General features: G+C 71.4%; 26 protein-coding genes and 1 pseudogene. 21 read left to right on the top strand and 6 right to left on the bottom strand.

The window, feature by feature from the left end; translation table 11 throughout:
• Positions 1-58 precede the first annotated feature (58 nt).
• Positions 59-1,090: an alpha/beta hydrolase gene (locus ACQPXB_RS36970; RefSeq protein ID WP_432846160.1), complete on the top strand. Its 1,032-nt coding sequence runs from the start codon at positions 59-61 to the stop codon at positions 1,088-1,090.
• A gap of 105 nt (positions 1,091-1,195) precedes the next feature.
• Here ACQPXB_RS36970 and ACQPXB_RS36965 read toward each other — a convergent pair whose 3' ends face one another.
• Entirely contained in the window at positions 1,196-1,765 is a 570-nt protein-coding gene (locus tag ACQPXB_RS36965; RefSeq protein WP_432846158.1) for a TetR family transcriptional regulator, read from the bottom strand.
• 201 nt (positions 1,766-1,966) lie between these two features.
• On the opposite strand from ACQPXB_RS36965, the pseudogene ACQPXB_RS36960 reads away from it, so the two are divergent.
• The 3 genes and pseudogenes from ACQPXB_RS36960 to ACQPXB_RS36950 all read left to right on the top strand — a co-directional run.
• Positions 1,967-3,106: pseudogene (locus ACQPXB_RS36960) on the top strand (WXG100 family type VII secretion target); the annotation flags it as partial.
• 54 nt (positions 3,107-3,160) lie between these two features.
• Positions 3,161-3,889, top strand: a complete 729-nt coding sequence (locus ACQPXB_RS36955; RefSeq protein ID WP_366582989.1) for a toxin glutamine deamidase domain-containing protein — start codon at positions 3,161-3,163, stop codon at positions 3,887-3,889.
• A gap of 18 nt (positions 3,890-3,907) precedes the next feature.
• The gene (locus ACQPXB_RS36950) at positions 3,908-4,342 is read left to right on the top strand and encodes a YrhB domain-containing protein (RefSeq protein WP_364056956.1); all 435 of its coding nucleotides are present in this window, start codon (positions 3,908-3,910) and stop codon (positions 4,340-4,342) included.
• Positions 4,343-4,374: 32 nt separating this feature from the next.
• Here ACQPXB_RS36950 and ACQPXB_RS36945 read toward each other — a convergent pair whose 3' ends face one another.
• Positions 4,375-5,466: an alpha/beta hydrolase fold domain-containing protein gene (locus tag ACQPXB_RS36945; protein ID WP_432846157.1), complete on the bottom strand. Its 1,092-nt coding sequence runs from the start codon at positions 5,464-5,466 to the stop codon at positions 4,375-4,377.
• A 62-nt stretch (positions 5,467-5,528) separates the two neighbouring features.
• On the bottom strand, positions 5,529-6,281 hold the full coding sequence (locus ACQPXB_RS36940) for a maleate cis-trans isomerase family protein (protein ID WP_366582830.1): 753 nt from the start codon (positions 6,279-6,281) through the stop codon (positions 5,529-5,531).
• Between the two features lie 225 nt (positions 6,282-6,506).
• On the opposite strand from ACQPXB_RS36940, the gene ACQPXB_RS36935 reads away from it, so the two are divergent.
• The 15 genes from ACQPXB_RS36935 to ACQPXB_RS36865 all read left to right on the top strand — a co-directional run bounded on the left by ACQPXB_RS36935 (position 6,507) and on the right by ACQPXB_RS36865 (position 20,569).
• Positions 6,507-7,670: a homogentisate 1,2-dioxygenase gene (locus tag ACQPXB_RS36935; protein WP_386947737.1), complete on the top strand. Its 1,164-nt coding sequence runs from the start codon at positions 6,507-6,509 to the stop codon at positions 7,668-7,670.
• Positions 7,667-8,980 carry an alpha/beta hydrolase gene (locus tag ACQPXB_RS36930; protein ID WP_432846155.1) on the top strand — a complete coding sequence of 438 codons (1,314 nt, stop codon included), beginning with the start codon at positions 7,667-7,669 and terminating at the stop codon, positions 8,978-8,980. The genes ACQPXB_RS36935 and ACQPXB_RS36930 overlap by 4 nt, the downstream gene beginning before the upstream one ends.
• On the top strand, positions 8,980-9,252 hold the full coding sequence (locus ACQPXB_RS36925; protein ID WP_432846153.1) for a hypothetical protein: 273 nt from the start codon (positions 8,980-8,982) through the stop codon (positions 9,250-9,252). Before ACQPXB_RS36930 ends, ACQPXB_RS36925 begins: the two co-directional genes overlap by 1 nt.
• Positions 9,253-9,412: 160 nt before the next feature.
• Positions 9,413-10,237 carry a helix-turn-helix domain-containing protein gene (locus tag ACQPXB_RS36920; protein ID WP_432846151.1) on the top strand — a complete coding sequence of 275 codons (825 nt, stop codon included), beginning with the start codon at positions 9,413-9,415 and terminating at the stop codon, positions 10,235-10,237.
• Between the two features lie 115 nt (positions 10,238-10,352).
• Entirely contained in the window at positions 10,353-11,543 is a 1,191-nt protein-coding gene (locus tag ACQPXB_RS36915) for a cytochrome P450 (RefSeq protein WP_366582825.1), read from the top strand.
• 2 nt (positions 11,544-11,545) lie between these two features.
• A complete protein-coding gene (locus tag ACQPXB_RS36910; RefSeq protein ID WP_366582824.1) occupies positions 11,546-11,761 on the top strand; it encodes a ferredoxin in 216 nt (71 codons plus the stop codon).
• Positions 11,762-11,934: 173 nt separating this feature from the next.
• The gene (locus ACQPXB_RS36905; protein ID WP_432846149.1) at positions 11,935-13,254 is read left to right on the top strand and encodes an MSMEG_0569 family flavin-dependent oxidoreductase; all 1,320 of its coding nucleotides are present in this window, start codon (positions 11,935-11,937) and stop codon (positions 13,252-13,254) included.
• Positions 13,254-14,090: an amidohydrolase family protein gene (locus tag ACQPXB_RS36900; RefSeq protein WP_366582988.1), complete on the top strand. Its 837-nt coding sequence runs from the start codon at positions 13,254-13,256 to the stop codon at positions 14,088-14,090. Before ACQPXB_RS36905 ends, ACQPXB_RS36900 begins: the two co-directional genes overlap by 1 nt.
• Positions 14,091-14,093: 3 nt before the next feature.
• Complete coding sequence (locus ACQPXB_RS36895; protein ID WP_220243137.1) at positions 14,094-14,606, top strand: MSMEG_0572/Sll0783 family nitrogen starvation response protein; 513 nt, start codon at positions 14,094-14,096, stop codon at positions 14,604-14,606.
• A gap of 9 nt (positions 14,607-14,615) precedes the next feature.
• Complete coding sequence (locus ACQPXB_RS36890) at positions 14,616-15,701, top strand: MSMEG_0568 family radical SAM protein (RefSeq protein ID WP_432846148.1); 1,086 nt, start codon at positions 14,616-14,618, stop codon at positions 15,699-15,701.
• 1 nt (position 15,702) lies between these two features.
• Positions 15,703-17,076: an MSMEG_0567/sll0787 family protein gene (locus tag ACQPXB_RS36885; protein ID WP_366582821.1), complete on the top strand. Its 1,374-nt coding sequence runs from the start codon at positions 15,703-15,705 to the stop codon at positions 17,074-17,076.
• A 13-nt stretch (positions 17,077-17,089) separates the two neighbouring features.
• Positions 17,090-17,917, top strand: coding sequence for a carbon-nitrogen hydrolase family protein (locus ACQPXB_RS36880; protein ID WP_366582820.1), 828 nt, complete (start codon positions 17,090-17,092; stop codon positions 17,915-17,917).
• The gene (locus ACQPXB_RS36875; protein ID WP_432846145.1) at positions 17,918-18,748 is read left to right on the top strand and encodes a carbon-nitrogen hydrolase family protein; all 831 of its coding nucleotides are present in this window, start codon (positions 17,918-17,920) and stop codon (positions 18,746-18,748) included.
• 2 nt (positions 18,749-18,750) lie between these two features.
• Positions 18,751-19,806: an MSMEG_0565 family glycosyltransferase gene (locus ACQPXB_RS36870; RefSeq protein ID WP_386947752.1), complete on the top strand. Its 1,056-nt coding sequence runs from the start codon at positions 18,751-18,753 to the stop codon at positions 19,804-19,806.
• A gap of 82 nt (positions 19,807-19,888) precedes the next feature.
• Positions 19,889-20,569, top strand: coding sequence for a PQQ-binding-like beta-propeller repeat protein (locus ACQPXB_RS36865; RefSeq protein ID WP_432846143.1), 681 nt, complete (start codon positions 19,889-19,891; stop codon positions 20,567-20,569).
• Here ACQPXB_RS36865 and mtnA read toward each other — a convergent pair.
• Positions 20,554-21,531, bottom strand: a complete 978-nt coding sequence (mtnA, locus tag ACQPXB_RS36860) for an S-methyl-5-thioribose-1-phosphate isomerase (protein ID WP_432846141.1) — start codon at positions 21,529-21,531, stop codon at positions 20,554-20,556. The two genes, ACQPXB_RS36865 and mtnA, sit on opposite strands and share 16 nt — an antisense overlap.
• A 64-nt stretch (positions 21,532-21,595) precedes the next feature.
• Between mtnA and ACQPXB_RS36855 the strand changes: the two genes are divergently transcribed.
• Positions 21,596-21,994, top strand: coding sequence for a RidA family protein (locus ACQPXB_RS36855; RefSeq protein ID WP_432846139.1), 399 nt, complete (start codon positions 21,596-21,598; stop codon positions 21,992-21,994).
• On the opposite strand, the gene ACQPXB_RS36850 is transcribed toward ACQPXB_RS36855, so the two are convergent.
• Complete coding sequence (locus ACQPXB_RS36850) at positions 21,989-22,783, bottom strand: PIG-L family deacetylase (protein WP_432846137.1); 795 nt, start codon at positions 22,781-22,783, stop codon at positions 21,989-21,991. The two genes, ACQPXB_RS36855 and ACQPXB_RS36850, sit on opposite strands and share 6 nt — an antisense overlap.
• Positions 22,784-23,038: 255 nt before the next feature.
• Entirely contained in the window at positions 23,039-23,917 is an 879-nt protein-coding gene (locus ACQPXB_RS36845; RefSeq protein ID WP_432846135.1) for an RNA polymerase sigma-70 factor, read from the bottom strand.
• A 142-nt stretch (positions 23,918-24,059) separates the two neighbouring features.
• On the opposite strand from ACQPXB_RS36845, the gene ACQPXB_RS36840 reads away from it, so the two are divergent.
• The gene (locus tag ACQPXB_RS36840) at positions 24,060-24,533 is read left to right on the top strand and encodes a carboxymuconolactone decarboxylase family protein (RefSeq protein ID WP_386947940.1); all 474 of its coding nucleotides are present in this window, start codon (positions 24,060-24,062) and stop codon (positions 24,531-24,533) included.
• Positions 24,534-24,578 lie beyond the last annotated feature (45 nt).

Genomic DNA, 24,578 nt, shown 5'->3' with positions numbered 1-24,578 from the left:
TTCCCCGCTTAAGCTCGGGTCGCTTGAATCCCTTGTCGCGCAACAGAAGAAGGTTCTCATGAACGCCGCCCGTCGCGTGGGCCTCGTTCTCGCGGCGGTGCTCGCCGCGACGGCCGTGGTGGTGTCGCCCGCGGCCGCCGAGCCGGCCAAGAGCTGTACGGAGGTCGACCTCCCGGTGACCGCCGACCTCGTCGTGTCCGCCCACGTGCACGGCACCTACTGCGTGCCGGCCGGGCGGCAGCCCCGGACGGTGCAGCTGCTCGTCCACGGCGCGACTTACGATCGGCACTACTGGGACGAGGCGTTCGACGTCCCCGCCGCCGCGGCCGCGGACGGCTACGCCACCCTTGCGATCGACAAGCTCGGCTACGGCGAGTCGGCTCATCTGCCGTCCGTGCTGATCACCGCGGAGACCGAGTCGGCCGTGCTGCACCAGGTGATCACGGCCCTGCGCCACGGCGCCGTCGGCGGGCACGCGTACGACCGCGTCGCGCTCGTCGGCCACTCACTCGGCTCCATCGAGACGATGGCGGAGGCCGGCACCTACCACGACGTCGACGACCTCGTCCTCACCGGCATGACCCATCACCTGTCGCCGGACATCCTCGCGCAGACCTTCACGCGGCATCTCCACCCGGCCATCCTCGATGCCCAGGTCGGCCCCACCGTCGGCCTCGACGCGGGCCTGCTCACGACCCTGCCGGGCCACCGCCGCACCCTCTTCGACGGCGACAACGCCAGCGCCTCCGCCGTCGCCCACGACGAGGCCACGAAGTCGGTCCTCTCCGCCACCGAGGCCGACGGCGCGGTGCAAGCCCTCAGCGTCCTGCCCGTCACCAACTCCTTCGCCGTCACCGCCCCAGTCCTCATCGCAAACGGCGCCGCCGACACCCTTTTCTGCGCCGGCGCCCTCGGCCACGCCTGTACCACGGCCGCCGCCATCACCCAGGCCGAGCGCGGCTTCTTCCCCTCTGCCGCGTCCTTCACCGCCGCCGCCATCCCGGGCGCTGCGCACTCCCTCACCCTCAGCCCCGCCGCCGCGCTGGCGACCGGCACCATCGACAGCTGGCTCACCACTCAGGGCGCCTGATCCGCCGAACCGACTCGGTCAGCCGACGCAGGCGTCCCGGCGGCGGGCCTCCGAGGCGGCGATGCCGGGTGCGCCGACCGCGTCCGCGCGATCGTGACGCCGGGCCTACTCGCTCCGCTCCAGCAACGTCCGCACCGCCGGCCCCGTCAGCCGGGCCACGTCTTCCGGTGAGGCGCTCGCCAGGGGGTCCTTGCGGGTGACCGCGCGGACGAGGCCGATGCCGAGCAGCCAGGCCAGCGCTAGGTCGGCGCGCAGCGCGGCGTCGGGCTCGTCGGTGAGGGAGGCGAGCGCCCGGGCGTACTCCTCGCCGAGCTGGTCGCGCAGGGCGGCGCCGGCGCCGTCGGTGCCGGTGGAGCGCAGGTAGGTCTCCAGCGAGCGGTCGCGGCGTTCCGAGTCGTCCTTGAGGAGGCTGCGCAGCGCTTCGGTGAACAGGTGCTCGGGCGGGGTCGCCTCGAGCTGGGCGAAGCCGCCGCGGGCCATGACGGACTCGAAGAGGGCTTCTTTGCTGCCGAAGTAGCGGAACAGCAACGCCTGGTTCGCGCCTGCGCGGCCGGCGATGTCGCGCACGGTGGTGCGGTCGAAGCCGCGCTCGGCGAAGAGCTGTTCGGCGGCGTCGAGCAGCGCCGCTTTCGTCGCGGCGGCGTCCCGCTTCCGGGCGTGCGATTCTGCGGTCATGGCGCCTCCCGTTCGCGCACGAGGTTAACCGCAGTGCACGCGATGAGGGCGCATCGGCGCCGCGGCACGCGAGCGAGCCGGGTCGATCGTGCACTCCTCGGGGTGGGTTTGTGCGCGGTGACACATCAGGGTGGGTGAACCGACGGCGCCCGCGTGGCCGTGATGGGATGAGATCGAGTTCAGGGCACGAGGAGACACCGCATGAGCAATCCGCTGATTGCGCCGACCGTGGATTCGACCAAGGCGTATTCGGGGATTTCCCTGCTGGAGACCGCGAACGACCTCTCGACGGCCATCGAGTCGGGCGACTGGGCGTCGGTCGCGATGGGGGCGGTGGGGACCGCGCTCGACGCGTTGTCGGTGGCGATGGACCCGTTCGGCGCGATCCTGGCCGCGGGTGTGTCGTGGCTCATGGAGCACGTCGGCCCGCTCAAGGACGCGCTCAACGGCCTCACCGGCAACGCCGACCAGATCAAGGCGCAATCCGAGACGTGGGCGAACGTCGCCAAGGAGCTCGGCAGCGTCGCCTCGGACCTGACCGACGCCGTGAACGCCGACCTGCAGTCGTGGTCGGGCTCCGCGTCGGACGCCTACCGGCAGCGCGCGCAGGACATCGGCACACTGCTGCAGTCGGCGCAGAAGGGGACCGAGGGCGCGTCGTCCGGGGTCAAGACCGCGGGTGAGGTGGTCGCCGCCGTCCGGACGCTCGTGCGCGACATCATCTCCGAGCTCATCGGGCACTTGATCAGCTGGGCGCTGCAGGTGGTGTTCACGCTCGGCATCGGCCTGGCGTGGGTCGTCCCGCAGGTCGCGAGTGCCGTCGCGAAGACGGCGTCGCAGATCACGGGCCTGGTCACGAAGCTGGTCAAGGCCCTCAAAGCACTGGTCCCGCTGCTGAAGAAGGCCGGGACGCTGTTCGAAGACGCGGGCAAGGCGCTGAAGAGCCTCAAGGGCGGCAAGGTCGCCCCGCCGCCGAAGACGAAGGATCTCAGCGGCACCCCGACGGCCCCGCCGGTCAAAACCGCCGGTGGCGACGGAGGCGGCACGCCCAAGGGCGGTGGTTACGAGGGCGCGCCGAAGGACTACACCCCGCCCCCGGGCAAGTCGGGCGCGGACGACTCGACCAAGACGTCCGGCTACGAAGGCGCGCCGAAGGACTACACCCCGCCGCCCGCGGCGAAGGCGGGCGATGACACGCCGGGTGGCTCGGGCTACAGCGGTTCGGGATCCGACTTCACGCCCCCGCCGGCGAAGTCGGGCGGAGGCGGCGGCACGGCGAAGTCGAGCGCGGGCGGCGGCACCCCGAAGTCGGGCGACACCACGCACACGTCCGGCACCGGCGGCGGCACCCCGAAATCCGCGCCGCCCCGCAGCCCGGACCCGCTCGACTCCCCGGTGCACGGCCTCGGCGACACCACCAGCTCGTTCTTCAACAAGGTCGGCGGCGTTTTCGTCCCCGGCAACAAGGTGAAGGCCGCGGCCGGCCCGGGTGGCACGACCAAGCCGTCGATCAACGCCGACACCCTCGGCGCGGGCAATTTCGCGAGCAAGTACTACCCGAACCTCAACAAGCTGAACCCGACCAAGGACGGCAAGAACTGCACGCTGGCCATCACGTCCGTCGACGAGATGCTCGGCGGCAAGGTCAAACCCGCGCCGAAGCTGCCCGAGGACCAGCAGATCGGCACCGCGGTCGGGCCGAACCACCCGTTGCGGCAGAAGAACCCGAACGCCGGGCGCCCGGAGGACCTGGACAGCTGGGACCAGGTCATCGACAAGGCCAGTGAGCACCCCGGCAGCAAGGGTTACGTGATCGTCCACCGCGACGACCGCAGCTCCCACGTGATGAACGTGATCAACACGGACAAGGGTGTCGTGTTCCTCGACGGGCAGTCGGGCAAGCTCGGCAAGCTGGACACCGACCCGCGCAACCTGCAGTACTTCCGCTACGACCCGCCGGTGCACGGCGCGCAGGGCCCGCCGCCCGGGTGGACGCCCCCGCCGGCCGCGCCGCCGGCGGCCCCGCCACCGCCGGCTGTGCCCGGGCCGAACCCGGGCGCGGGCACCGGCGTCGACGACGTCTACCAGGACTGGCTCAGGGCAGACCAGCACTTCAACGGCTGATTCGGACAGGCGGAGCAGATGCAGAAACAGGACGCCGTGGCGATCGCGACGCGGTTCATCGCCGACCAGGTCGGCCCGGAGCTGATCCACCCCGTGGTGGGGCGGCTCGTCGTGGAAGAGGAGTTCGTGTCGGAGCACGAGCTGGCGTGGATCGTGCCGTTCAACAGCGTCGCGTTCCTCGAGGACGGAGACTTCGACAAGGCGTGCATCCCGAGCGTGATCGCCGTGCCGCGCAACGGGTTGCCGGCGTTCCTCCCGCCGTCTTCGCTGCCGGTGCGGGAGTTCCTGGACGAGGTCGTCGCCGGCGGCGGTGACCTGGGGGAGTGGACCGGGACCGCGCCCGAGCCGCCGGCCATCCCGCCGGGCGTGCACGAACAGGTGCTGCACGGGCACCTCGACCCGGAGACAGGGAACTTCACCGGCGGGCACACCCGTGGGGACGGCCCGCGGTAGCTCGCGCCGGCGTCCCGGGCGCAGCGCCCGGATCAGCGCAGGAGGTGTGCGAAGCGGCTGATGCTGGCGATGGTCGCGGCGTACACGTCGGGCATGGTGGCGCGGAACAACGTCTCGCCGGTGTGGCACAGACCCAGGTTCAACCAGGCCCGCGACTGCACGCCGGCCGCCAGGAGGGCGCGGTGGTAGGCGATTCCCTCGTCTCGCAGCGGGTCGAGCTCGTTCACCGAGATGACGTGCGGCGGCAGGTCCGCCAGATCTTCGGCGGTGGCCCGGGCGGGCCAGCACGTGGCGTCGTCGGCGTTCGCGAAGCCGGGGTCGTAGACCTCGGCGAGGGCGGCGAGGGCGGCTCGGTTCATGAAGTAGCCGTCGTTCTCCACCAGCGACGGCAGCGCCGGGGAGTCCTCGCCCCACTTCCCGTGGATGTGGGGGCACTGGGCGTGAACTCCCGAGATCTCCGCGAGAAAACCCTCCCGCTTGGCCCGGATGGTCAGGGCCAGCGCCAGGTTGGCACCGCCGGACTCACCGGCCACCACGATGTGGGAGATGCCCAGCTCCGCCGTCCGGGACGCCACCCAGCGCAGGCCGTCGGCACAGTCGTCGAGCCCCGCCGGGAACGGGTGTGGGCCGAGCCGGCCGGCGCCGTTGCGGAACTCGACCCCGACCACGACAAGCCCGGTGGCGGCGAGCTCGCGGCGCCACCGGTCGTGGGCAGAGTTGGCGGCCGACGCGATGACCATGCCGCCGCCGTGGAGGTGGAAGACGCAGGGCAGCAGGTGCGACACGCCGACCGGGCGAGTCACGTACAGCTCGATGGTGTGCCCGGCGGTCGCGGTGATCGTCAGCGTCTCGGTCTCGACTCCTTCGACCTCGGGCAGCCCCGTCATCAGCGCGTCGAACATGGCCTCTGTGCCGGATTCCATGCCCTCCGCGAACTCCAGCAGCTCGGCCCGCGAGCTGCTGGGGCCGACCGGCGGTGGCGAAGCCGGCTCTGCTGCCCCGAACGGCGCCAGTGCGGCGACGACCCGGGGGTCGACGCGAGGATCGGTCGCGAGCGACCGCGCGGGATCGCCGAGGCGGCCCGGGGCCCCGTCTCGGATCTGCGTGGTGGGGGATGTGGTCATCGTTCGCTTCTCCTCGTGAGGACCCCGCGTCGGGGCCGGGTGCTTGTGCGGTGCGGGTTCGGTCAGTCGCGGAACAGCGCGCCGGCCGCCGGCACCGGGACGTGGACGCCGAGCGCGGACAGCACCTGCCACGACGTGGCGGTCGCGGCGGTGACGACCGGGAGCTCGACCACCTTCTCCGCGGCGGGAATCGCCGCCAGCGAGGGCATCTGCACGCACGCGCTCAGCACGACGGCGTCCGCTCCACGGGTGTCGAGCCTGCCCGCGATCTCCGGCAGCCGGGACGGGTCGAGGCGTCCGACGGCCAGGTTGTCGTCGACTTCGAGACTGATCGCGTCCTGCACTTCGATGCCTTCGCCCTCGATGTAGTCGACGACTCGCGCGGTCAGCGGCTTGAGGTAGGGCGTGATCAGCGAGACCTTGCGCGCGCCGAGCCGATGCAGGCCGGCGACCAGCGCTCCGGCGCTGGACACGACCTCGACGGCGTCGCCGGCTTCGGCCGAGGTACGGGTGAGGCGCTGCTCGATTTCCCGATGCGCGCCACGGCCCTGGGCCATGATCGCGACGAGGCACGCGTAGGCCATCACATCCATGCGGGCGTCGGCCAGTTCGACCACCGCCCGGTCCGCGTCGGCGTTCATCCTGGCCAGCTCCTCGGCGCTGACCGTGTTCATGCGCATCCGGCTGGAGTGGAACGTGAACCGGTCGCCGGTCGCGGCCGCCACCCGGCGCAACACCTCGGGGACCTCGGTCTCCATCGTCGTGTTGGAACTCGGCACCAGCAGGCCGATGCGGTAGTCACTCACCGGGCTCATTGCTCCTTCGGGTCACGGGCCACGGGGACGGCCCGGATTTCGACGATGCCGCTCATCGACCCGTGGTGGAACGCCCTGCCGATAGTCGTATCCGGGGGGAGATGCTGACGTGGCCGCCCCGAGGGTCTCCCTGCAGGTAAGGGTATTCGCAGAGCGTTGTCCCGGGTTGTGCGCCGGCGTCATCGTCCTTCTCGACGATCAACCAGCCGATCGGAAGGACCGCTCGTGAACTACACACCCATGACCTCGTGGATCCAGCAGCGCAGAGGCACGGTCCTGCGCCAAGCGATCACCGGTTACGACGCGCTCGACGGTCTGCACGAGGACATGCTGACGCGGCAGGGTTTCGCCGGCCGGGACACGCAGCTGTACCGCCGCCACGAGCCGACGAAGTGGACGCGCGTGGAAGGCAACACCAACCACGTCGACATCGACGGCGCGCGGCTGGAGCCGACGGACCTGGCCGACCCGGCGGGCGGCCCGATGCGGTTGTTCCACAACGACGCGGTGTCGATCTGGGTGAGCCGGCGAAGCGCCGACATGCCGTTCTCGGTGCGCAACGCCGACGGCGACGAGATCTACTTCGTCCATCGGGGAACCGGCACTTTCTACACCGAGTTCGGGCCGCTGCCGTACGAGCCCGGAGACTGGGTGCTGGTGCCCAAGGGCGTCACTTACCGGATCCGCCCGGAGACCTCCGACAACTACCTGCTGCTCATCGAGTCGACGGAGGAGCTCGGGCTCGCCGACGCCGGCCCGATCGGCCGCCGGGCGCCGTTCGACACCGATCTTTTCGTCGTCCCGACCCCGCAGCTCGACGAGCTCGGCGACGGCCGCAACGACGCGGGCGAGTACCCGTTGCGGCTCAAGTTCCGCAACGAGTACACCTCCATCTTCTACGACTTCGACCCCATCGACGTGGAGGGGTGGAAGGGCGATCTGTTCCCGATGAAGATGAACATCCGGGACTACCGGCCGGTGATGAGCGACCGGATCCACATCATGCCGAGCGCGTACGGCATCTTCGCCTCGCCCAGCTCGTTGGTGGGCAACATGGTGCAGCGGCCGTACGAGACCGCTCCGGACGCCGAGCCGGTGCCGCCGTACCACCGCAACATGGACTACGACGAGTTCATCTTCGTCCACGGCGGCACTGCAATGGGCCTGCCGGTCGCCCCGGCCAGCATTTCGCTGACCCCGCAGGGCATGCACCACGGCCTCCCGGCCGACGTCGCCGAGAAGGCCCGCGAGACCATCCGCGGCGGCGGGGGGTCGGTGGACATGCAGTACATCATCGTGGACACGAAGGGCCAGCTGCACGTGGACCCGGGTGCCCTGAGGTTCAAGCGGGACGGGGACCAGATTCGCGAAGGGGTGACGGCCAAGTGACGGGTTCCGGCGAGGCCTCCGCGGCCGACGAGCAGCCCCGGGTCGGCACGGTCGGCATCGGCGTGGTCGACTTCGACCGGCTGCCCGCCGGTACCGCGTCGACGGTCGTGCCCATCCGCGCCGCTGACGGCGCCGCCTCGCGCGGCGTGCTCTACGCCCGGGGCGGCGAAAAAACGGTGATGGTGGTGTCGCATCCGCGCGGCGACCTGAGCCGGTTCTACGCCGCACCAGCGATCGTGGAGGCGGGATACGCCTTCTACGCCCACCAGACCCGGACGCTGAACAACGACGTCGACTGTGAGCACGAGCGGCTGCTCCTCGACCTCGCCGCCGCGCTGACCCACCTGCGCGACGAGCGCGGATTCGACCGGGTGATCCTCCTCGGCAACAGCGGCGGCGGTTCGTTGATGGCGTTTTACCAGCAGCAGGCGAGCACACCGCCTCCCGATCGGCTGCGTGACACCGCCGCGGGGGAACCGCTGGACCTCAACGAGGTCGCCATGCCGAAGGCGGACGGCGTCGTCCTGCTCGGGGCCCACCCCGGTCAGGGTTCGTTCATGCTCAGGGCGATCGACCCGTCGGTGATCGACGAGGGGGACCCGCTTGCCGTCGATCCCGATCTGGACATGTACAACGCCGCGAACGGCTACCGCGAGCCACCGGAGCCGAGCACGTACTCGGAGGAGTTCCTGCAGCGGTACCGCGCGGCCCAGCGGGCGCGGGTGGCTCGGTTGGACGCCCGGGCTCGGGGGTTGATCGCCGAGCAGCGGCGCTACCGCGACATGCGCGACGCCCCCGGCTTCGCGGACCTGCCGATCGAGGAACGAACCCGGATCACCCGCCACGCGACCGTCGGGCACTACCTGGTCGTGCACCGGACCGAGGCCGACCCGGCGTACCTGGACGTGCGGCTGCACGCCGAGCGGTCCACCCGGAGGGCGGCTTCGATCCTCGGCCCGCGACCGGATGAGATCAACTACGCGCCCGGCGGCTTCGGCCGGCTGGTCACCCCGCGGGCGTGGCTGAGCACGTGGTCAGGACTGTCCACCCGGGCCGTGCTGGTCGAGTCGCTGAAGTCGGTGGACGTGCCGTTGCTGCTCGTCGGTTTCACCGGGGACAACCTCGGCTTCCCGGACGACACCCAGGCCCAGTACGACGCCAGCCCGGCCGCGGACAAGACAATCCGGTTCCACGACGGCGACCACTTCGGTTTTCCGGTCGTGCAGCGCGAAAAGGCGCTGCAGACGGTCGTCGACTGGCTCACTCCGCGATTTCCCGCGGCTTCCGGCTCGCCCGAAGGAGTTCGATGATGGCGCACGTTGTCGTGACCCTCACCTTCGTCGACGGTCCGCCCACCCCGGACGTCGCCGGTGCACAGAAGGAATTCCTGGAGCGGCTGCGGGCCGACGGTCTGCTCGGCCTCACCGGCGGGTTCACCGACGGCGTGGGCGGCATGGCAGTGCTTCGCGGCCTGTCACCGGATGAAGTGGCGACGCGCTACCGGGACAGCCCGATCGTCCGCGCCGGGCAGGCGACGGTCGCGGTCCGCGAATGGAACATCCAGATCGGAGCGATCGCGTAGTACTCCGGCCTGTCTCCGAAATCCCGGGGCCGATCTTGCTCGGCTCCGGGATTTCGACGGCCGGTACGACGCGGGAAATTGTTCTTCGAAAATCCGGCAACCCCAGTCCGCAGAAGGCGATGTCGTTGCGGGGCGGTCGCTTTCGTCACACGTTTGGTTGGTGCGGACCGAGCAGGTCGACGGGCATCATCTGACCATGGTCGATGGCGTGGCCGAGTTGGCGGCATTCCTCCGGGCACGGCGGGAACAGATCAAACCCGAGGACGTGGGTCTAGTCTCCCACGGCCGGCGGCGGACGCCCGGGCTGCGCCGCGAGGAACTGGCCACCCTCGCCGGCATCAGCGTCGAGTACCTGGAGCGGCTGGAGCAGGGCCGCGACACCAACCCGTCCATCGGGATACTGACTGCGCTGGCCGATGCGCTGCGCCTGTCCGAGGACGAGAAGCGGCATCTGGCTGCCCTGGCCGTCCGGCGTCAGGGGGAGGGCCTGCTGCCCCGGCACCGGCCCGAAGACGAAGTCCGCCCGAGCCTGCGGGTGCTGCTGGACCGGCTCGGTCAGACCCCGGCGTGCCTGCTCGGGGGGACGTTCGACGTGATCGCCTGGAACGGCGCGTGGGAGTCGATCGTCCGGCCGTTGGGATTCCTCGACCACGATTCACCCAACCTGCTGCGCTACCACTTCCTGCACCCGAGTGCGCGCCGGGTTTTCGGCGAGGATTGGGCGAGCACCGCCGACGAGCTGGTCGGCTGGCTGCGGGCGATTCAGGCCGACCAGGGCGTCGACGCGGCGGGCGCGGCGTTGGTCGACGAGCTGACCGCGGTGCCGGACTTCGCCACCCGGTGGACTGCTCACCCGGTCGCCTATCGCCGGGCCGGCGTCACCCGGCTGCGGCACCCCGACACCGGGCCGATCGACGTCAGCATCGAGATCCTCAAGGCCGCTGAGAGCAGCCACTGGCTGCAGGTCTGGGTCTCCTACGACTGAACCGGAACTTCGATCTTCCGCTGCGCAGCGGCTGACAAGTCGGGGCCGACTCGGTACCGTGTTTGTAAGCAGGTGCTTACAAACCGGACTTTCCGTCAGATTGGGAGTTCCCCGCATGACCACCACGCAGTCGGAGCCGCTTGCGTACCCGTTCAACGAAGAGGCGGGGCTCGCGCTCAACGCGGCGTATGCCGCCGCCCGTGACGCGGAGGGCATGATCCGCGTGCAGATGCCGCACGGTGAGCCGGCCTGGCTCGCCACGCGGTTCGCCGACGCCCGGCTCGTGCTGGGCGACCGGCGGTTCTCGCGCGCGATGTCGGAACAGAAGGACGAGCCGCGGATGGCCGCGCACCGGCGTTCGGGCGGCATCCTCACCATGGACCCGCCGGACCACACGCGGCTTCGCACGCTCGTCGCGAAGGCGTTCACCGTCCGGCGCGTGGAGCTGCTGCGGCCGCGTGTCGAGGAGCTGGCGACCGGCCTGATCGAGGACATGAAGGCGGCCGGGCAGCCCGCCGACCTGGTCGACGCGTACGCGCTGCCGATCCCCGTCGCGGTGATCTGCGAGCTGCTCGGCGTGCCGACCGAGGACCGTGCGAAGTTCCGCGTGTGGAGCGACGCCGCGCTGACCTCGAGCGGCCTGACCGCCGAGGAGTTCGAGCGCAACCGCGCGGAGCTGCGTGAGTACATGTCGGGCCTGATCGCGCAGCACCGTGAGCAGCCGCAGGACGACTTGATGACGGCGCTGATCGAGGCGCGCGACGTGCGTGACCGGCTCACGGAGCTGGAGCTGGTCGACCTGTGTGTCGGGATCCTGATCGCCGGCCACGAGACCACGGCGAGCCAGATCCCGAACTTCGTCTACGCGCTGCTCGACCAGCCGGAGCAGTGGAAGAGGCTCGTCGAGGACCCGTCACTGATCAACGCCGCCGTCGAGGAGCTGCTGCGCTTCGTCCCGCTGGGCGCCGGCGCCGGCTTCGCGCGCTACGCCACCGAAGACGTGCAGGTCGGCGACGTGCTCGTCCGCGAGGGCGAACCGGTGCTCGTCGCGATCGGCGCGGCCAACCGCGACCGCCTCCAGTTCGCCGACGCCGACACCCTCGTGTTCGACCGCGAGGACACCCACCACCTCGGCTTCGGCCACGGCGTGCACCACTGCCTCGGCGCGCCGCTCGCCCGCCTGGAGCTGCAGGAGGCGCTGAAGGCTCTGACGCGCGAAATGCCGACTCTCCACCTCGCCGGCGATATCGTGTGGAAGACCCAGATGCTGGTCCGCGGACCACGCTCCATGCCGATCGGGTGGTGACGATGACCTGGAAAGTGGAAGTCGACGAACACACGTGCATCGGCTCCGGCATGTGCGCCTCGCTGATGCCGGAGCTCTTCGAACTGGACGGCCCGGTCGCCCACCCGCTGTCCGACACCATCGCCCCGGACGAAACGGCGCTCGACGCCGCCGACTCCTGCCCGGCCATGGCCATCACCATCACGGACGGCGCGGAGGTCGTAGGCCCTCGGCCTTGAGGTGAGCTCGGTGAAGGGCCCTTCCGCTTGCTGCGGAGGGGCCCTTTTTCCTATCCCCGCCCGAAATCGTGTTAACGCGCACCCCGGTGAACCGTAACGCGGCGGGGCGCATGTAACACGGCAGTGTTCCGGATGAAACGGTTCGGACTTCGCCCGGCGGTGCACTGTGCGGCATGAACTTCCAGCTCGACGGCCTGCACCGGCCGGTGATCGTGGTCGGCGGCGGACAGGCGGGGCTCTCGATGTCCCAGTGCCTGACGACCGCCGGGGTCGGGCACGTGGTGCTCGAGCGCGAGAGCGCGGGGCACGAGTGGCGCGACCGCCGGTGGGACAGCTTCTGCCTGGTGACGCCCAACTGGCAGTGCCGGCTTCCCGGTTTCCCCTATCCGGGTGATGATCCGGACGGGTTCATGGTGCGCGACGACATCGTCGCCTACCTCGAAGAGTACAAGAAATCCTTCGACGTGCCGATCGTCGAGGGGGTCGAGGCCACGCGCCTGACGAGGGTGCCCGGGGGCGGGTTCCGGGTGGCCACCACGCAGGGTGAGCTGACGGCGGACCACGTCGTGGTGGCGACCGGCCCGTACCAGGTGCCGCTGACGCCGCGGCTGGCCGAACGGTTGCCGGCGGCCACGACGCAGCTGCACAGTTCCCAGTACCGCAACCCGCAGCAGCTGCCCGACGGCGAAATCCTCGTGGTGGGCACCGGCCAGTCCGGCTGCCAGATCGCCGAGGACCTGCACCTCGCCGGCCGCCGTGTGCACCTCGCGGTGGGGTCGGCGCCTCGGGTGGCGCGGCGTTACCGGGGCCGCGACGTGGTGGCCTGGCTCGACGACATGGGTTACTACGCCAGGGGAATCGACGAGTTCGCCGACGCCGACGCCGTCCGGTTCCGCGCCAACCACTACGTGACCGGGCGCGACGGCGGCCACGACATCGACCTGCGCGCCTTCGCCCGTGAGGGCATGCAGCTCTACGGGCGCCTCACCGACGTCCGCGACCACACGCTGACCTTCGCCCCCGATCTGCGCCGCAACCTCGACGCGGCCGACGCCGTGTCCGAAGGCATCAAGGACTCGATCGACGCCTACCTCACCAAGAAGAACATCGACGCCCCGGTCGAACCGCGCTACACCCCCGTCTGGCAGCCGGACGACGAGCCGCGGACCCTCGACGCCACCAGGATCTCCGCCGTAGTCTGGAGCACCGGTTTCGGCCGCGACCACCGCTGGATCGACGTCCCCGTGTTCGACGGCAAGGGCTACCCGACGCACCGCCGCGGCGTCACGAGCTGCCAGGGGCTGTTCTTCCTCGGCCTGCCGTGGCAGCACACCTGGGGCTCCGGCCGCTTCTGCGGCGTCGGCGCCGACGCGGAGTACCTGGCGCGCCGGATCGTCGCGGGCGAGCGCGCGGCCGACGTCCGCTGGATCTCCGGCACGCCCCGCAACACCGCGCCGGCCGACGACTGGGTCGCCCCGAGGACGGTCGCGTGATGCGCTGGATCGCCGACGCCCACCGCCACCTCGGCGTGCTGCCCGCGTACCCGTTCTACGGCGGCCCGCCCGTCGCCCCGGACCTCGGTGCGCGGGCGACCATCGACGAGCTGCTGTCCGATCTGGACCGCGAAGGCACCGAACGCGCCCTCGTGATCCCCAACTACGGGGTGCCCGACCCGGAGATCGCGTTCTCCTTCAATGAGCTCTGCGTCGAAGCGTCCGAGAAGGACGATCGGATCGCGGCGGCCCTGTGGGTGTCGCCGCGAAAAGAAGACGCCGCGAGAACCGACCAGGCGCTCAAGCTGGCCGGTGAACCCGGTGTCCGCGCGCTCAAGCTCAGCTTCCTCCTCGGCGGCCGCGCGAGCGACCCGGATTGCAAACCCCAGCTCGACAAGATCTTCGCCACCGCCCGCGAGCACGACCTCGTCGTCCACGTGCACACCTCGCCCGGCGCCGCGTCCGATGTGGACGAAGTGGGCAAGCTCGTGGACGTCTACGCCGACGACGCGAAGCTGCACCTCGTGCACTTCGGCGGCGGGATGAGCGGGCACATCAAGCTCGCCGGCGGCCGCTTCTTCGACTGGATCGCCGCCGGCAAACAGGTCTACACCGACCTGTCCTGGGCGATCGGCTTCACCCCGCGCTGGCTCGCCGAGGAGATCTCCCGGCGGGGCATCGGGCACGACCGCGTGCTCTTCGCCTCCGACCAGCCGTGGGGCGACTACGAGGGCGAGCTCGCGAAGCTGACCGCGGTGGTCGGCGACGGCGAGCTGGCCGACCACGTTTTCCGGAGCACGTTCGAGGTGCTGTACGGACCGAAGAAAGGGAAATGACCGATGGCCGAGCTGACCGACCTCGAGAAGACCAGCCTCGACGAGATTCCGCACCCCTCCTTGCCGCAGGGTTCGAACCTCTACGGCGCCACCAAGATCTTCCCCGACTACCAGGCGGAGAACGGGGAGACGTACTTCACCCTCGTGCACGGCATCGCGCACGAGTCGTCGGTGAGCTTCGTCGCGATCCTGCAGGCGACCCGCGCGCTGCGCAAGGGTTTCGAGACCGCGATCTACTTCTACGGCCCGGGTTCGCTCAACTGCCTGGCCACGCGCGGGTTCCCCACCACCGGCAACGCCGCGTTCCCCGGTGAGCTGAACATCAACGACCAGCTCAAGACGTTCATCGCCGAGGGTGGCAAGGTCTACTGCTGCCGCTTCGGGCTTTCGCTGCACGGCGCGCGCGAAGAAGACCTGATCGAAGGCGTGATCCCGGCACACCCGCTCGACGTGCAGGACGCGTTGATCCACTACGCGCGCAAGGGCGCGATCATCAACTCCACGTACATGTTCTAGGAGGCGGGCGTGCGCGTTGGCACCACTGACATCGACACCGAAGACAGTCTGGACACCCGCGCCGACATGGCCGTCCGCGGGGTGCGGATGGACGCACCCGTGCAGCGCAGCAAAGGCGCCGGGCCGAGTGACGACGGGCACCTGGTCGTCGACGGTGCCAACGCCACGCTGCCGCTCAACGACGAAAGTCCTTACCGAGTAAGGGAAGGCCGCGTCTTCCGTGGCTCGCTCGACCTCGGCCTGAGCGTCGAGCCCGTGGCGCGGCCGAAGTTCTACGATCTGTCCACCGCGGACGGCGTGCCGTACCGCAAGATCGCGCTGCTGCACGGGAAGGACGTGCTCGCGAGCACGGTCGTGCAGACGTGCATCCGCTACGTCGAAGACCAGCGCTGCCGGTTCTGCACCATCGAAGAGTCGCTGCGCGCCGATTCGACGGTCGCGGCCAAGACCCCGGCGCAGCTCGCCGAGGTCGCGGAAGCGGCGGTGCGGCTCGACGGAGTGAAGCAGATGGTGCTCACCACCGGCACCACGGCCGGGCCGGATCGCGGCGCGCGCCACCTCGTGCGCTGCGTCCGCGCGGTGCTCGAAGCCGTGCCCGGCCTGCCGATCCAGGTGCAGATCGAGCCGCCCGGCGACCTCGCCGTGCTGACCGAGCTGCACGTGGCGGGCGTGACGTCGATCGGCATCCACGTGGAGTCGCTCGACGACGACGTGCGCCGGCGGTGGATGCCCGGCAAGTCGAGCGTGCCGATGGCGGAGTACGAGGCGGCGTGGGACGAGGCCGTGCGCGTGTTCGGCCCCAACCGCGTGTCGACGTACCTGCTGATCGGCCTGGGCGAGGACCCGGACGAGCTCGTCGACGGCGCCGGCCGGCTGATCGAGCGGGGCGTGTACCCGTTCGTGGTGCCGATGCGGCCGATGCTCGGCACGCTCGCCCGGCGCGACGGCGCGGTGGCTCCCTCGCCCGCGCTGGTGCGGGACGTGACGCGCCGGGTGGCGGAACTGCTGCGGGCCGCGGGCATGGTCGGGGCCGACCAGGGCGCCGGCTGCGCGGCTTGCGGAGCGTGCAGCGTGCTGAGTGCGGCGGGAGGCTGACGTGGACCACGACATCCTGGCGTTGCTCGGTGATTCTCGCAGCGCCGTTGCCCCGCCCGCGTTCCGGATCGAACCGGCCGACCACGGTGGACTGACGGCCTACCGCGCGCTGCGGCACGCGACGTTCGTGGAGCGCCAAGGCCTGTTCGACCACCACGACGTCGACGACCGCGACACCGACCCGCGGACGCTGGTGCTCGTCGCGCGCGACGCCGCCGGCACCGTGCTCGGCGGCGTCCGGCTCGGCCCGGCACAGGACGGTCCGGACTTCGGCTGGTGGACCGGCGGGCGGCTGGTCGTCGCGCCGGGCAGCCCGCACGGTGTCGGACGCGCACTCGTGCGAGCCGCGTGCGCCCGCGCCGAAACGGAAGGCGCGTTGCGCTTCGAGGCGACCGTGCAGGTGCAGAACGAGCGGATGTTCACGCGCCTGGGCTGGCAGAACGTCCGGCCGGTGACGGTCGCGGGTGTGGAGCACGTGCTGATGCGCTGGCCCATCGGCCGCGTGGCCGCGCTGGCGCAGGCCACCAAACGTCCACTGGGGACACTGCTGCCCGGGCTCACCGGCAGCCCGGGGTTCTTCGGTGACGACGGTGTGCCGATTCCGGACAGCGACCTGGTGGCGGCGTGCGACGCGATCGTGCCGTCGATGGTCGAGCGCGATCCGGAATGGGCCGGCTGGTGCTCGGTGCTGGTGAACGTGAACGACCTGGCCGCGATGGGCGCGGAACCCGTTGCGCTGCTGGACGCGCTGGGTGCGCGGGACGCGTCGTTCGCCGCGAGAGTCCTTTCCGGACTCCGGAAGGCGAGCAATGCGTACGGCGTGCCGGTGCTGGGCGGGCACACGCAGTTCGGCGTGCCGGCTTCGCTGGCCGTGACCGCGCTGGGCCGCGCGGCCGAGCCGGTGCCGGGCGGTGGCGGGAAACCCGGGCAGACGGTGTACCTGACCGCCGACCTCGAGGGGCGCTGGCGGCCCGGATACACCGGGCGGCAATGGGATTCGACGAGCTCACGGCGCACGCCGGAGCTGCGGGACCTGCTCGGCGCCGTCGCCCGGGCGCGGCCCGCGGCGGCCAAGGACGTGTCGATGGCGGGCCTCGCCGGCACGCTCGGGATGCTCGCCGAGGCATCGGGTTGCGGTGCGGTGCTCGACGTCGCGAAGGTGCCACGCCCGGCCGGGACGACGGTGGGCGACTGGTTCACGTGTTTCCCGGGCTTCGCGATGCTCACGGCCGGGGCGCCCGCTCCGGCCCGCGCCGCCGTCACCGCCGGATGCGGTGAGCTCGTGGCGGGATCCGGCGTGCGGCTGCGGTGGCCGGACGGCGAGGTGACGACCGTCGTGGACGGCGGGGTCACGGGGTTGGGGGAGGCAGCATGACCGAGGAGAGAACATGAGCACGGTGCGGATGGCCGCGGTGGCGGCCCCCTTCGACCGCGATGTCGAGAGCGACTTCGCGCGGATCGAGAAGCTGATCGCGGAAGCCAGGGCCGAGGGCGTCGGATTGCTGGCGCTGCCCGAGGCGGCGCTCGGCGGGTACCTCGCGAACCTCGACGGCGACGCGGAGGGACCGCCCGCGCTCGACCCGGCGGGCCCGGAAATCCGCCGGCTGGCCGAGCTGGCGGGCGACCTCGTCGTCACGGCCGGGTACTGCGAGCGCGACGGCGACCGGCGCTACAACTCGGCCGTGTGCGTGACCGGCGACGGCGTGCTGGGGCACCACCGGAAGGTGCACCAGCCGTTGTCGGAGGACGCGAGCTACGGCGCGGGCAGCGGGTTCGCCGCGTTCGACACGCCGGTGGGCCGGCTGGGCATGATGATCTGCTACGACAAGGCGTTTCCGGAGTCGGCGCGGGCGCTGGCCCTGGACGGGGCCGAGGTGGTCGTCTGCATGTCGGCGTGGCCGGGCAGCCGGACCAACCCGAGCGCCGACCTCGCCGAGGACCGCTGGAAGCGCCGCTTCGACCTGTTCGACCGGGCGCGGGCGCTGGAGAACCAGATCGTGTGGGTCTCGGCGAACCAGTCGGGCACCTTCGGTGACCTCCGGTTCGTGGCGAGCGCGAAGATCGTCGACCCGGGTGGTGACGTACTGGCCGACACGGGCGTGGCCGAAGGCCTGGCGATCGCCGAGGTGGACGTCGCCGCCGCGTTGGCGGGCGCGCGGCGCGCGATGGCGCACCTGGCCGACCGCCGGCCCGCCGCGTATGCGGTGGGCGGGTGAATGGGCCGGCTCCGGATCGCCGCGGTGGCCGCGCACTTCGGGCGTGACCTCGAGTTCGACCTGCGGCGCATCGCCACGTTGATCGACCACGCGCGCCAGAGCGGCGCGGACCTGCTGGTGCTGCCCGACGCGGCGCTCGGCGGCTACCTCGCCGACCTGCGCCACCCCGACCCGGACGCGCTGCCGCCGGCGCTCGAATCCGGGTGCCCCGAGCTGAAAACGGTGCAGGCGCTGGCCGCGGAGATGACCGTGTGCGTGGGCTACTGCGAGGCCGACGGCGCGCGCCGCTACAACGCCGCCGTGTGCGTGACGGGCGACGGCGTGCTCGGCCACCACCGGAAGGTGCACCAGCCGCCGGGGGAAAGCGTTGCGTACGACGCGGGGGATTCCTTCGCCGCGTTCGACACCCCGGTCGGGCGCGTCGGGATGCTGATCGACTACGACAAGACGTTCCCGGAGTCGGCGCGCTCGCTCGCGGTGGACGGTGCGGAGATCGTCGCGTGCCTCTCGGCGTGGCCGACAAGCATCACCGACCGGGCTCCGCGGATGGCGCAGGACCGCCAGTCGCGGCTGTTCGACCTGTACGACCAGGCGCGCGCCGCCGAGAACCAGGTCGTGCTCGTGTCGTCCAACCAGACCGGCGCGATGGGCGGCATGCGGTTCCTCGGCCAGGCCAAGGTCGTCGGCCCCGGCGGCGAGATCCTCGCGCGCACCTGGTCGAAGGCGGGCCTCGCGGTGGGCGAGGTCGACGTGGCGGGGGAAGTCGCGAACGCCCGCCGCGTGCTGCACCACCTGGGGGAACGCAAACCTTTCGCGTACCGGGAGGGCTGACGTTGCGCATCGCGTTGCTGAGCTATTCGACGAAACCCCGCGGCGGCGTGGTGCACACGCTGGCGCTGGCCGAGGCACTGGCCGCGCTGGGTGAGGACGTGACCGTGTGGACGCTCGGTCGCGGCGGTGACAGCGGCTTCTTCCGGCCGGTGGACCCGCGGGTGACGACGGCGGTGGTGCCGTTTCCCGACGTGCCGGGTGAGTCGGTGGGCGCGCGGATCGTGCGCTCGATCGAGGTGTTGCGCGCGGCTTTTCCGGCCGGTGCGTACGACATCGTGCACGCGCAGGACTGCATTTCGGCCAACGCCGTGGACCGCTGCGTGCGGACGGTGCACCACCTCGACACGTTCACCACGCCCGAGCTGGCCGCGTGTCACGAGCGGGCGATCACCCGGCCGTTCGCGCACGTGTGCGTGTCGGCGTCGGTGGCCGAGGAGGTGCGTGCGGGCTGGGGGATCGAGGCCACGGTGATCCCCAACGGCGTTGATGCCGCACGGTTTTCTTCGGCGCCGTACGGGGATTGGCGGGAACGGTTCGGCCGGTACGTGCTCGCGGTCGGCGGGATCGAGCCCCGCAAGGGTTCGCTGGATCTGCTGGAGGCCGTCGCGCTGCTCGACCCTCCGGTGCGCTTGGTGATCGCGGGCGGCGAGACGCTCTTCGACTACCGCGACTACCGCGAGCGCTGGGACAAGCGGGCGGCCGAGCTGGGCGTGGATCCGGTGGTGCTGGGGCCGGTTGAGCATGACGTGCTGCCGTCACTGGTGCGTTCGGCGGCGGTTTTCGCCTTTCCTTCGACGAAGGAGGGCTTCGGTCTGGCGGCGATGGAAGCCCTCGCCGCCGGAGTTCCGTTGGTGACGCGGGATCTGCCGGTGTTGCGCGAAGTTTTCGGTGGGGTGGCGCGGTTCGCCTCCACGCCGCACGGCTTCGCGGCCTCGATCCGGGCCGCGCTGGATTCCGGGACGGAAGACCGCGCGGCGGGAGTGGCCTTGGCCGAGCGCCACACGTGGGCGGCTGCGGCGCGGGCGCATCTGCAGCTGTACCGGTCGCTCGTGGGGTAATTGCCTTGCCGGGCGGTCGGTCGGCTGGTCCGATGTGGCCGTGTTCAAGCTGAGGTGGGAACGGCCGCTGCACCAGCGACCCGTGACTGAGGGGTTCGCCGTCGCCGACGGTGACGTTCTGGCGCACGAACGGTCCACTCGCCTCGTCCGCCTCGCGGGCTCCGACGGCACGGTCCGCTGGGACGCACCGCTCGGCACGTGGCCGCACGCCGTTGTCGTGGACGGCCCCGACGTGTTCGCCCTGCCCCAGCTGCCCGGCCGCCTGTTCTGCCTCTCCTGGGCGAATGGCGAACCGCGCTGGACCCGCGACGTCGGGTGGCCTGCGGGCCAGGTCGTGGCCTCCCCGAACCTCGTCCTCGTCGGCGGCCGGCGCGGCGACACCCCGCTGCGCGCCCTGGACCGCGCGACGGGGGAGCTGCGGTGGACCCGGTCCGGCTCCACCGCCGGTCCCGCCTTTGAGGTCTCTGGCTCCGGTGCCGTGGTCGGCGGCCGCACGCTGGACCCCACCTCGTGGCGTACCCACCCGGCACCCGCGGCCGCCGTCCCCCGCCCGACGAGCGGCGAACGCCTGGTCGGCTCGGTCGCGGTGGCCGACGGCCTGGTGACGCTCGACAACGCAGGCCACCTCGAACGCTGGGCCTCCGACGGCACCCGTCTCACGCGGACCCGTGTGGCCGGCCGGGCCGTGGGGCTGCACATGCTCGGCCCGGGCCGAATCGTCGTGGCAGGAAAGGGAACCGTCGCGGTCTACGACGTCGGCTGAGGAGTCCGGACGCCGTTTTCGGTCACCACGGCCGTGATGAGTGCGGCGGGAGTCACGTCGAAGGCCGGGTTGAAGACCTCGGCGCCGTCGGGGGCGATTCGGGCGTCACCGAACCGGGTGAGCTCCGAAGGCCGGCGTTCCTCGATCTCGATGTCCGCGCCCGTGGCGATCGAGGCGTCCACAGTGGACTCCGGAGCGACGACGACGAACGGCACGCCGTGGTGGGCGGCGGCGATCGCGAGGCCGTAGGTGCCGATCTTGTTGGCGACGTCACCGTTCGCGGCGATGCGGTCGGCGCCCACGAGGACGCAGTCGACGAGGCCGCGGGACATGGCGAGAGCGGCGGCACTGTCAGGCTGGACGCGGTAGGGCACGCCGGCCTGGGCGAGCTCCCACGCGGTGAGGCGGGAGCCCTGCAGCAGGGGCCGGGTTTCGTCGACCAGCACGGACTCGACGAGGCCCCGCTCGTGCAGGTGCCAGACGACGCCGAGCGCCGTGCCCCACCCGACGGTGGCGAGGTGGCCCGCGTTGCAGTGGCTCAGCAGCCGCAGCGGGCGGCGGGTGGTCTCGCGCAGCACGACGTCCGCCGCGTGGCCCGAGGCGGTGCGGTTGAGGTGCTCGTCCTCGTCGAGCATCGCGAGCGCCTCGGCGAGGACGGCTTCGGGGCCTTCGCCGAGCTTGCCGAGGGCGCGGGTGACGCCCCAGCGGAGGTTGACGGCCGTCGGGCGGGCGGTCGCGAGGCGTTCGGCTTCGGCTTGCACGTTGTCGCCGGCGAACGCCGCCAGCGCGACACCCAGAGCCCCCGCGGCCCCCAGCGCGGGAGCGCCCCGCACGGCGAGCCGCTGGATCGCGCCGACGAGGTCGTCGACCGTCCGCAGCTCCAGCGTCCGGTACGCGCCCGGCAGCGCGACCTGGTCGATGATCACGACGGCGCCGTCGGCCCAGTCCACGGTCCTGCGCATCTGCCCTCCCGAGCCCCGAAAATCGCTGGCCGGCCGCGCGGCGGGTGCACCACCATGCGGCCCCGTGACCATTCAACGGCAGAACCCGCCCGCCCTGCACGCGACGCCCGGCTACCACCACGTGACCACCGTCTCGGGCGGCACGACCGTGCACCTCGCCGGCCAGTGTCCGCTCGGGCTGGACGGCGCCGTGGTCGACGGTGACGTGCTCGCGCAGGTGGACCAGGTCGTCGCCAACACCGCCACGGCGCTCGCGGCCGCCGGCGCGGTGGCCGACGACGTGGTCCGTACGGTGATCTACGTGGCCACGGCCGACCGCGCCGTGCTCTCCGCCGTGTGGGACCGGTTCACCGGCTCGGCGATCGGGCCGGCGTTCAGCACCGCGAGCACGCTGCTGGGCGTGACGTGCCTGGGTTATCCGGGCCAGCTGGTGGAGCTGGACGTCACCGCCGCCGTGTCATAGGCCCGCCATCAGGTCCGTTTCCGTGACGCCGGGTCCGTGGCCCTCGCGGATGAACCACTCGACGCCGAACGCGTGGCCGAACGCCTCGTCGGGCATCGCGAGGAACCACGACTCCTCGCTGATCTGGCTCGGGTGCGCCCGCATGGCCGCGCGCTTCGCCGCGAGGTACGGCTTGACGTCGACCGCCGCCGTGATCTCCGCCTCGGGCTTGCCGAGCTTCTCCTGCGCGTCGACGTCCGGCACCTCCTCCCGCGGCATCGCCCCCATCTCCACGGCCAGCTCCAGCCCGCGGCGCATGTGGTCGCGGTTCGTGGTGGCCTGGTAGACCCGCGGCGTGCCCGCCAGCTCGGCGGCCCGCATGCCGACGCGGTGGACCTGGATGTGGTCGGGGTGGCCGTAGTTGCCGTAGTCGTCGTACACCGTGAGGACCTCGGCTTCTTCCTCACGCAGGATCTCGGCCAGCCGCTGGGCCGCCTCCTCGACCGACGCCCGCCAGAACGCGCCCGGCTCGTCGTTGGTCGGCTCGCCCATCATCCCGGAGTCGCGGTAGCCCAGGAACTCCACGCGCTTGACGCCGAGCACCTCGGCTGCCGCGTGGGTCTCGCGCACGCGGCGCTCCCACAGCTGCTCGCCGTCCGCGAGGAACCCGTCGGGCACCTCGCCCACCTCACCGCGCGTCGCGACCACCAGCACCACGCGGTGCCCGTCGTCGGCGGCCTTGCGCATCACGCCCCCGGTCACGATGCACTCGTCGTCGGGGTGGGCGTGGAACGTCACCATTGTTGCCATGTCATCGAACTTACCCGGGGGGACCGACAAAAGCCGAAGGTTCGCTCACGGCCGGACCTCGCCCGGGTAGGGGAGCAGGTCCTCGCCCCGCAACTCCGCGAACGTACGGAACCGGTCGGTCTCGACTCCTGCCAGGGCGAAGCGATGGACGGCTGGGGCGCTCCGGAGCCGGTCGTAGAGCGAGCGCCCGGGCGCGGTCCTCGTGGGGGCCGCATTCGGCGTTCAGGGCGTAGATCCAGGCTATGGTTCACGACCTCATCTCTGCAGGCTCTGTTCCTGGTCCATGTGCGACAGCTTCTCCGGGTTCCGCACCGCGTAGATGCCGGTGACGAGCCCGTCGTCGATGCGCAGGGCCAGGACGGTGTCGAGGGCGCCGTCGAAGTGGACGGTGAGGGCGGGGTGGCCGTTGACCTGCGTGGGCAGGCGGGTGGCCGTGGCGAGGTGGCCCAGGCCGGCGCCCAGGATGCGCGCGACGCGTTCGGCGCCGACGACGGGCTTGAGGACGGCCTGCTTGACGCCGCCGCCGTCGCCGAGGAAGACGACGTCCGGGGAGAGGATGTCGAGCAGGTGCTGCAGGTCGCCGGTTTCGATGGCGTGCTGGAAGGCGTCGAGGGCGTCGCGGGTGGCGGTGCGCGAGACGGGCCCGCGCGGCCGGCGCGCGGCCACGTGCTCCCGCGCCCGGTGCGCGATCTGCCGCACGGCGGCGCCGCTCTTGCCGACGGCGTCGGCGATCTCGCCGTAGCCCAGGTCGAACACCTCGCGCAGCACGAACACCGCGCGTTCGGTCGGCGTGAGCGTCTCCAGCACGCGCAGCATGGCCATCGACACGCTGTCGGCGAGCTCCACGTCCTCGGCGACGTCCGGCGCCGTCAGCAGCGGCTCCGGCAGCCACGGCCCGACGTAGGACTCCTTGCGGCGCCCGAGCGTCCGCAGCCGGCCCAGGGCCTGGCGCGTGGTGATGCGCACGAGGTACGCGCGGTGGTTCTGCACCCCGTCGAAGTCGACGTCGACCCAGCGCAGCCAGGTCTCCTGCAGCACGTCCTCCGCGTCGGCGGCCGAGCCGAGCATCTCGTAGGCGATGGTGAACAGCAGGTTGCGGTGCGTGAGGAACAGCTCCGTGCTGCGGTCGGCCATGCGCTTCCCCCTTCGGTTTCGACAGTGTCCCCCACCAGATGCCGCCCGGTTGTGTTTCGTGACATGTCACAACGGCCGGGTCGCCGGCATCTGGTGGGCATCAGTTCGCGAAACGACGAGTGAGGACGACCCCATGACCCGCATGAACCCGATGGACACCGAGATCGGCGGCAAGTTCGCCAAGCGCTTCGCCGGTGTCAGCTCGCTGCTCGACCGCTCGCCGCTGCCCCGCGAGGTCCAGGAGCTGGTCAAGATCCGCGCCAGCCAGATCAACGGCTGCGGCTTCTGCCTCGACATGCACACCAAGGACGCCGTCGCGGCCGGCGAAACCCCCGTGCGCCTCGCCCTCGTCGCGGCCTGGCGCGAAACCACGGTCTACACCGACGCCGAACGCGCGGCCCTCGCGCTCACCGAGGAGGCCACCCGCCTCGCCGACTCCACCGGCCTCTCGGACGACACGTGGGCCCACGCCCGCAAGCACTTCGACGACGAGCAGCTCGCCGCGCTGGTGTGCCTCGTCGGGCTGATCAACGCGGCCAACCGGATGAACGTCATCGTGGGCATGCCGGGAGGATCGTACGAGGCGGGAATGTTCGCGGATTTCGTGGAGCAGTGACCGGGTGCCCGGCTCGGGGTTCGGCCCCGGGCCGGGTTGCGGGCG

Source organism: Amycolatopsis sp. CA-161197, from assembly GCF_050942255.1.
In the GTDB taxonomy this organism is placed as follows: Bacteria; Actinomycetota; Actinomycetes; order Mycobacteriales; family Pseudonocardiaceae; genus Amycolatopsis.
This window is presented reverse-complemented; position numbering and strand designations above follow the sequence as displayed.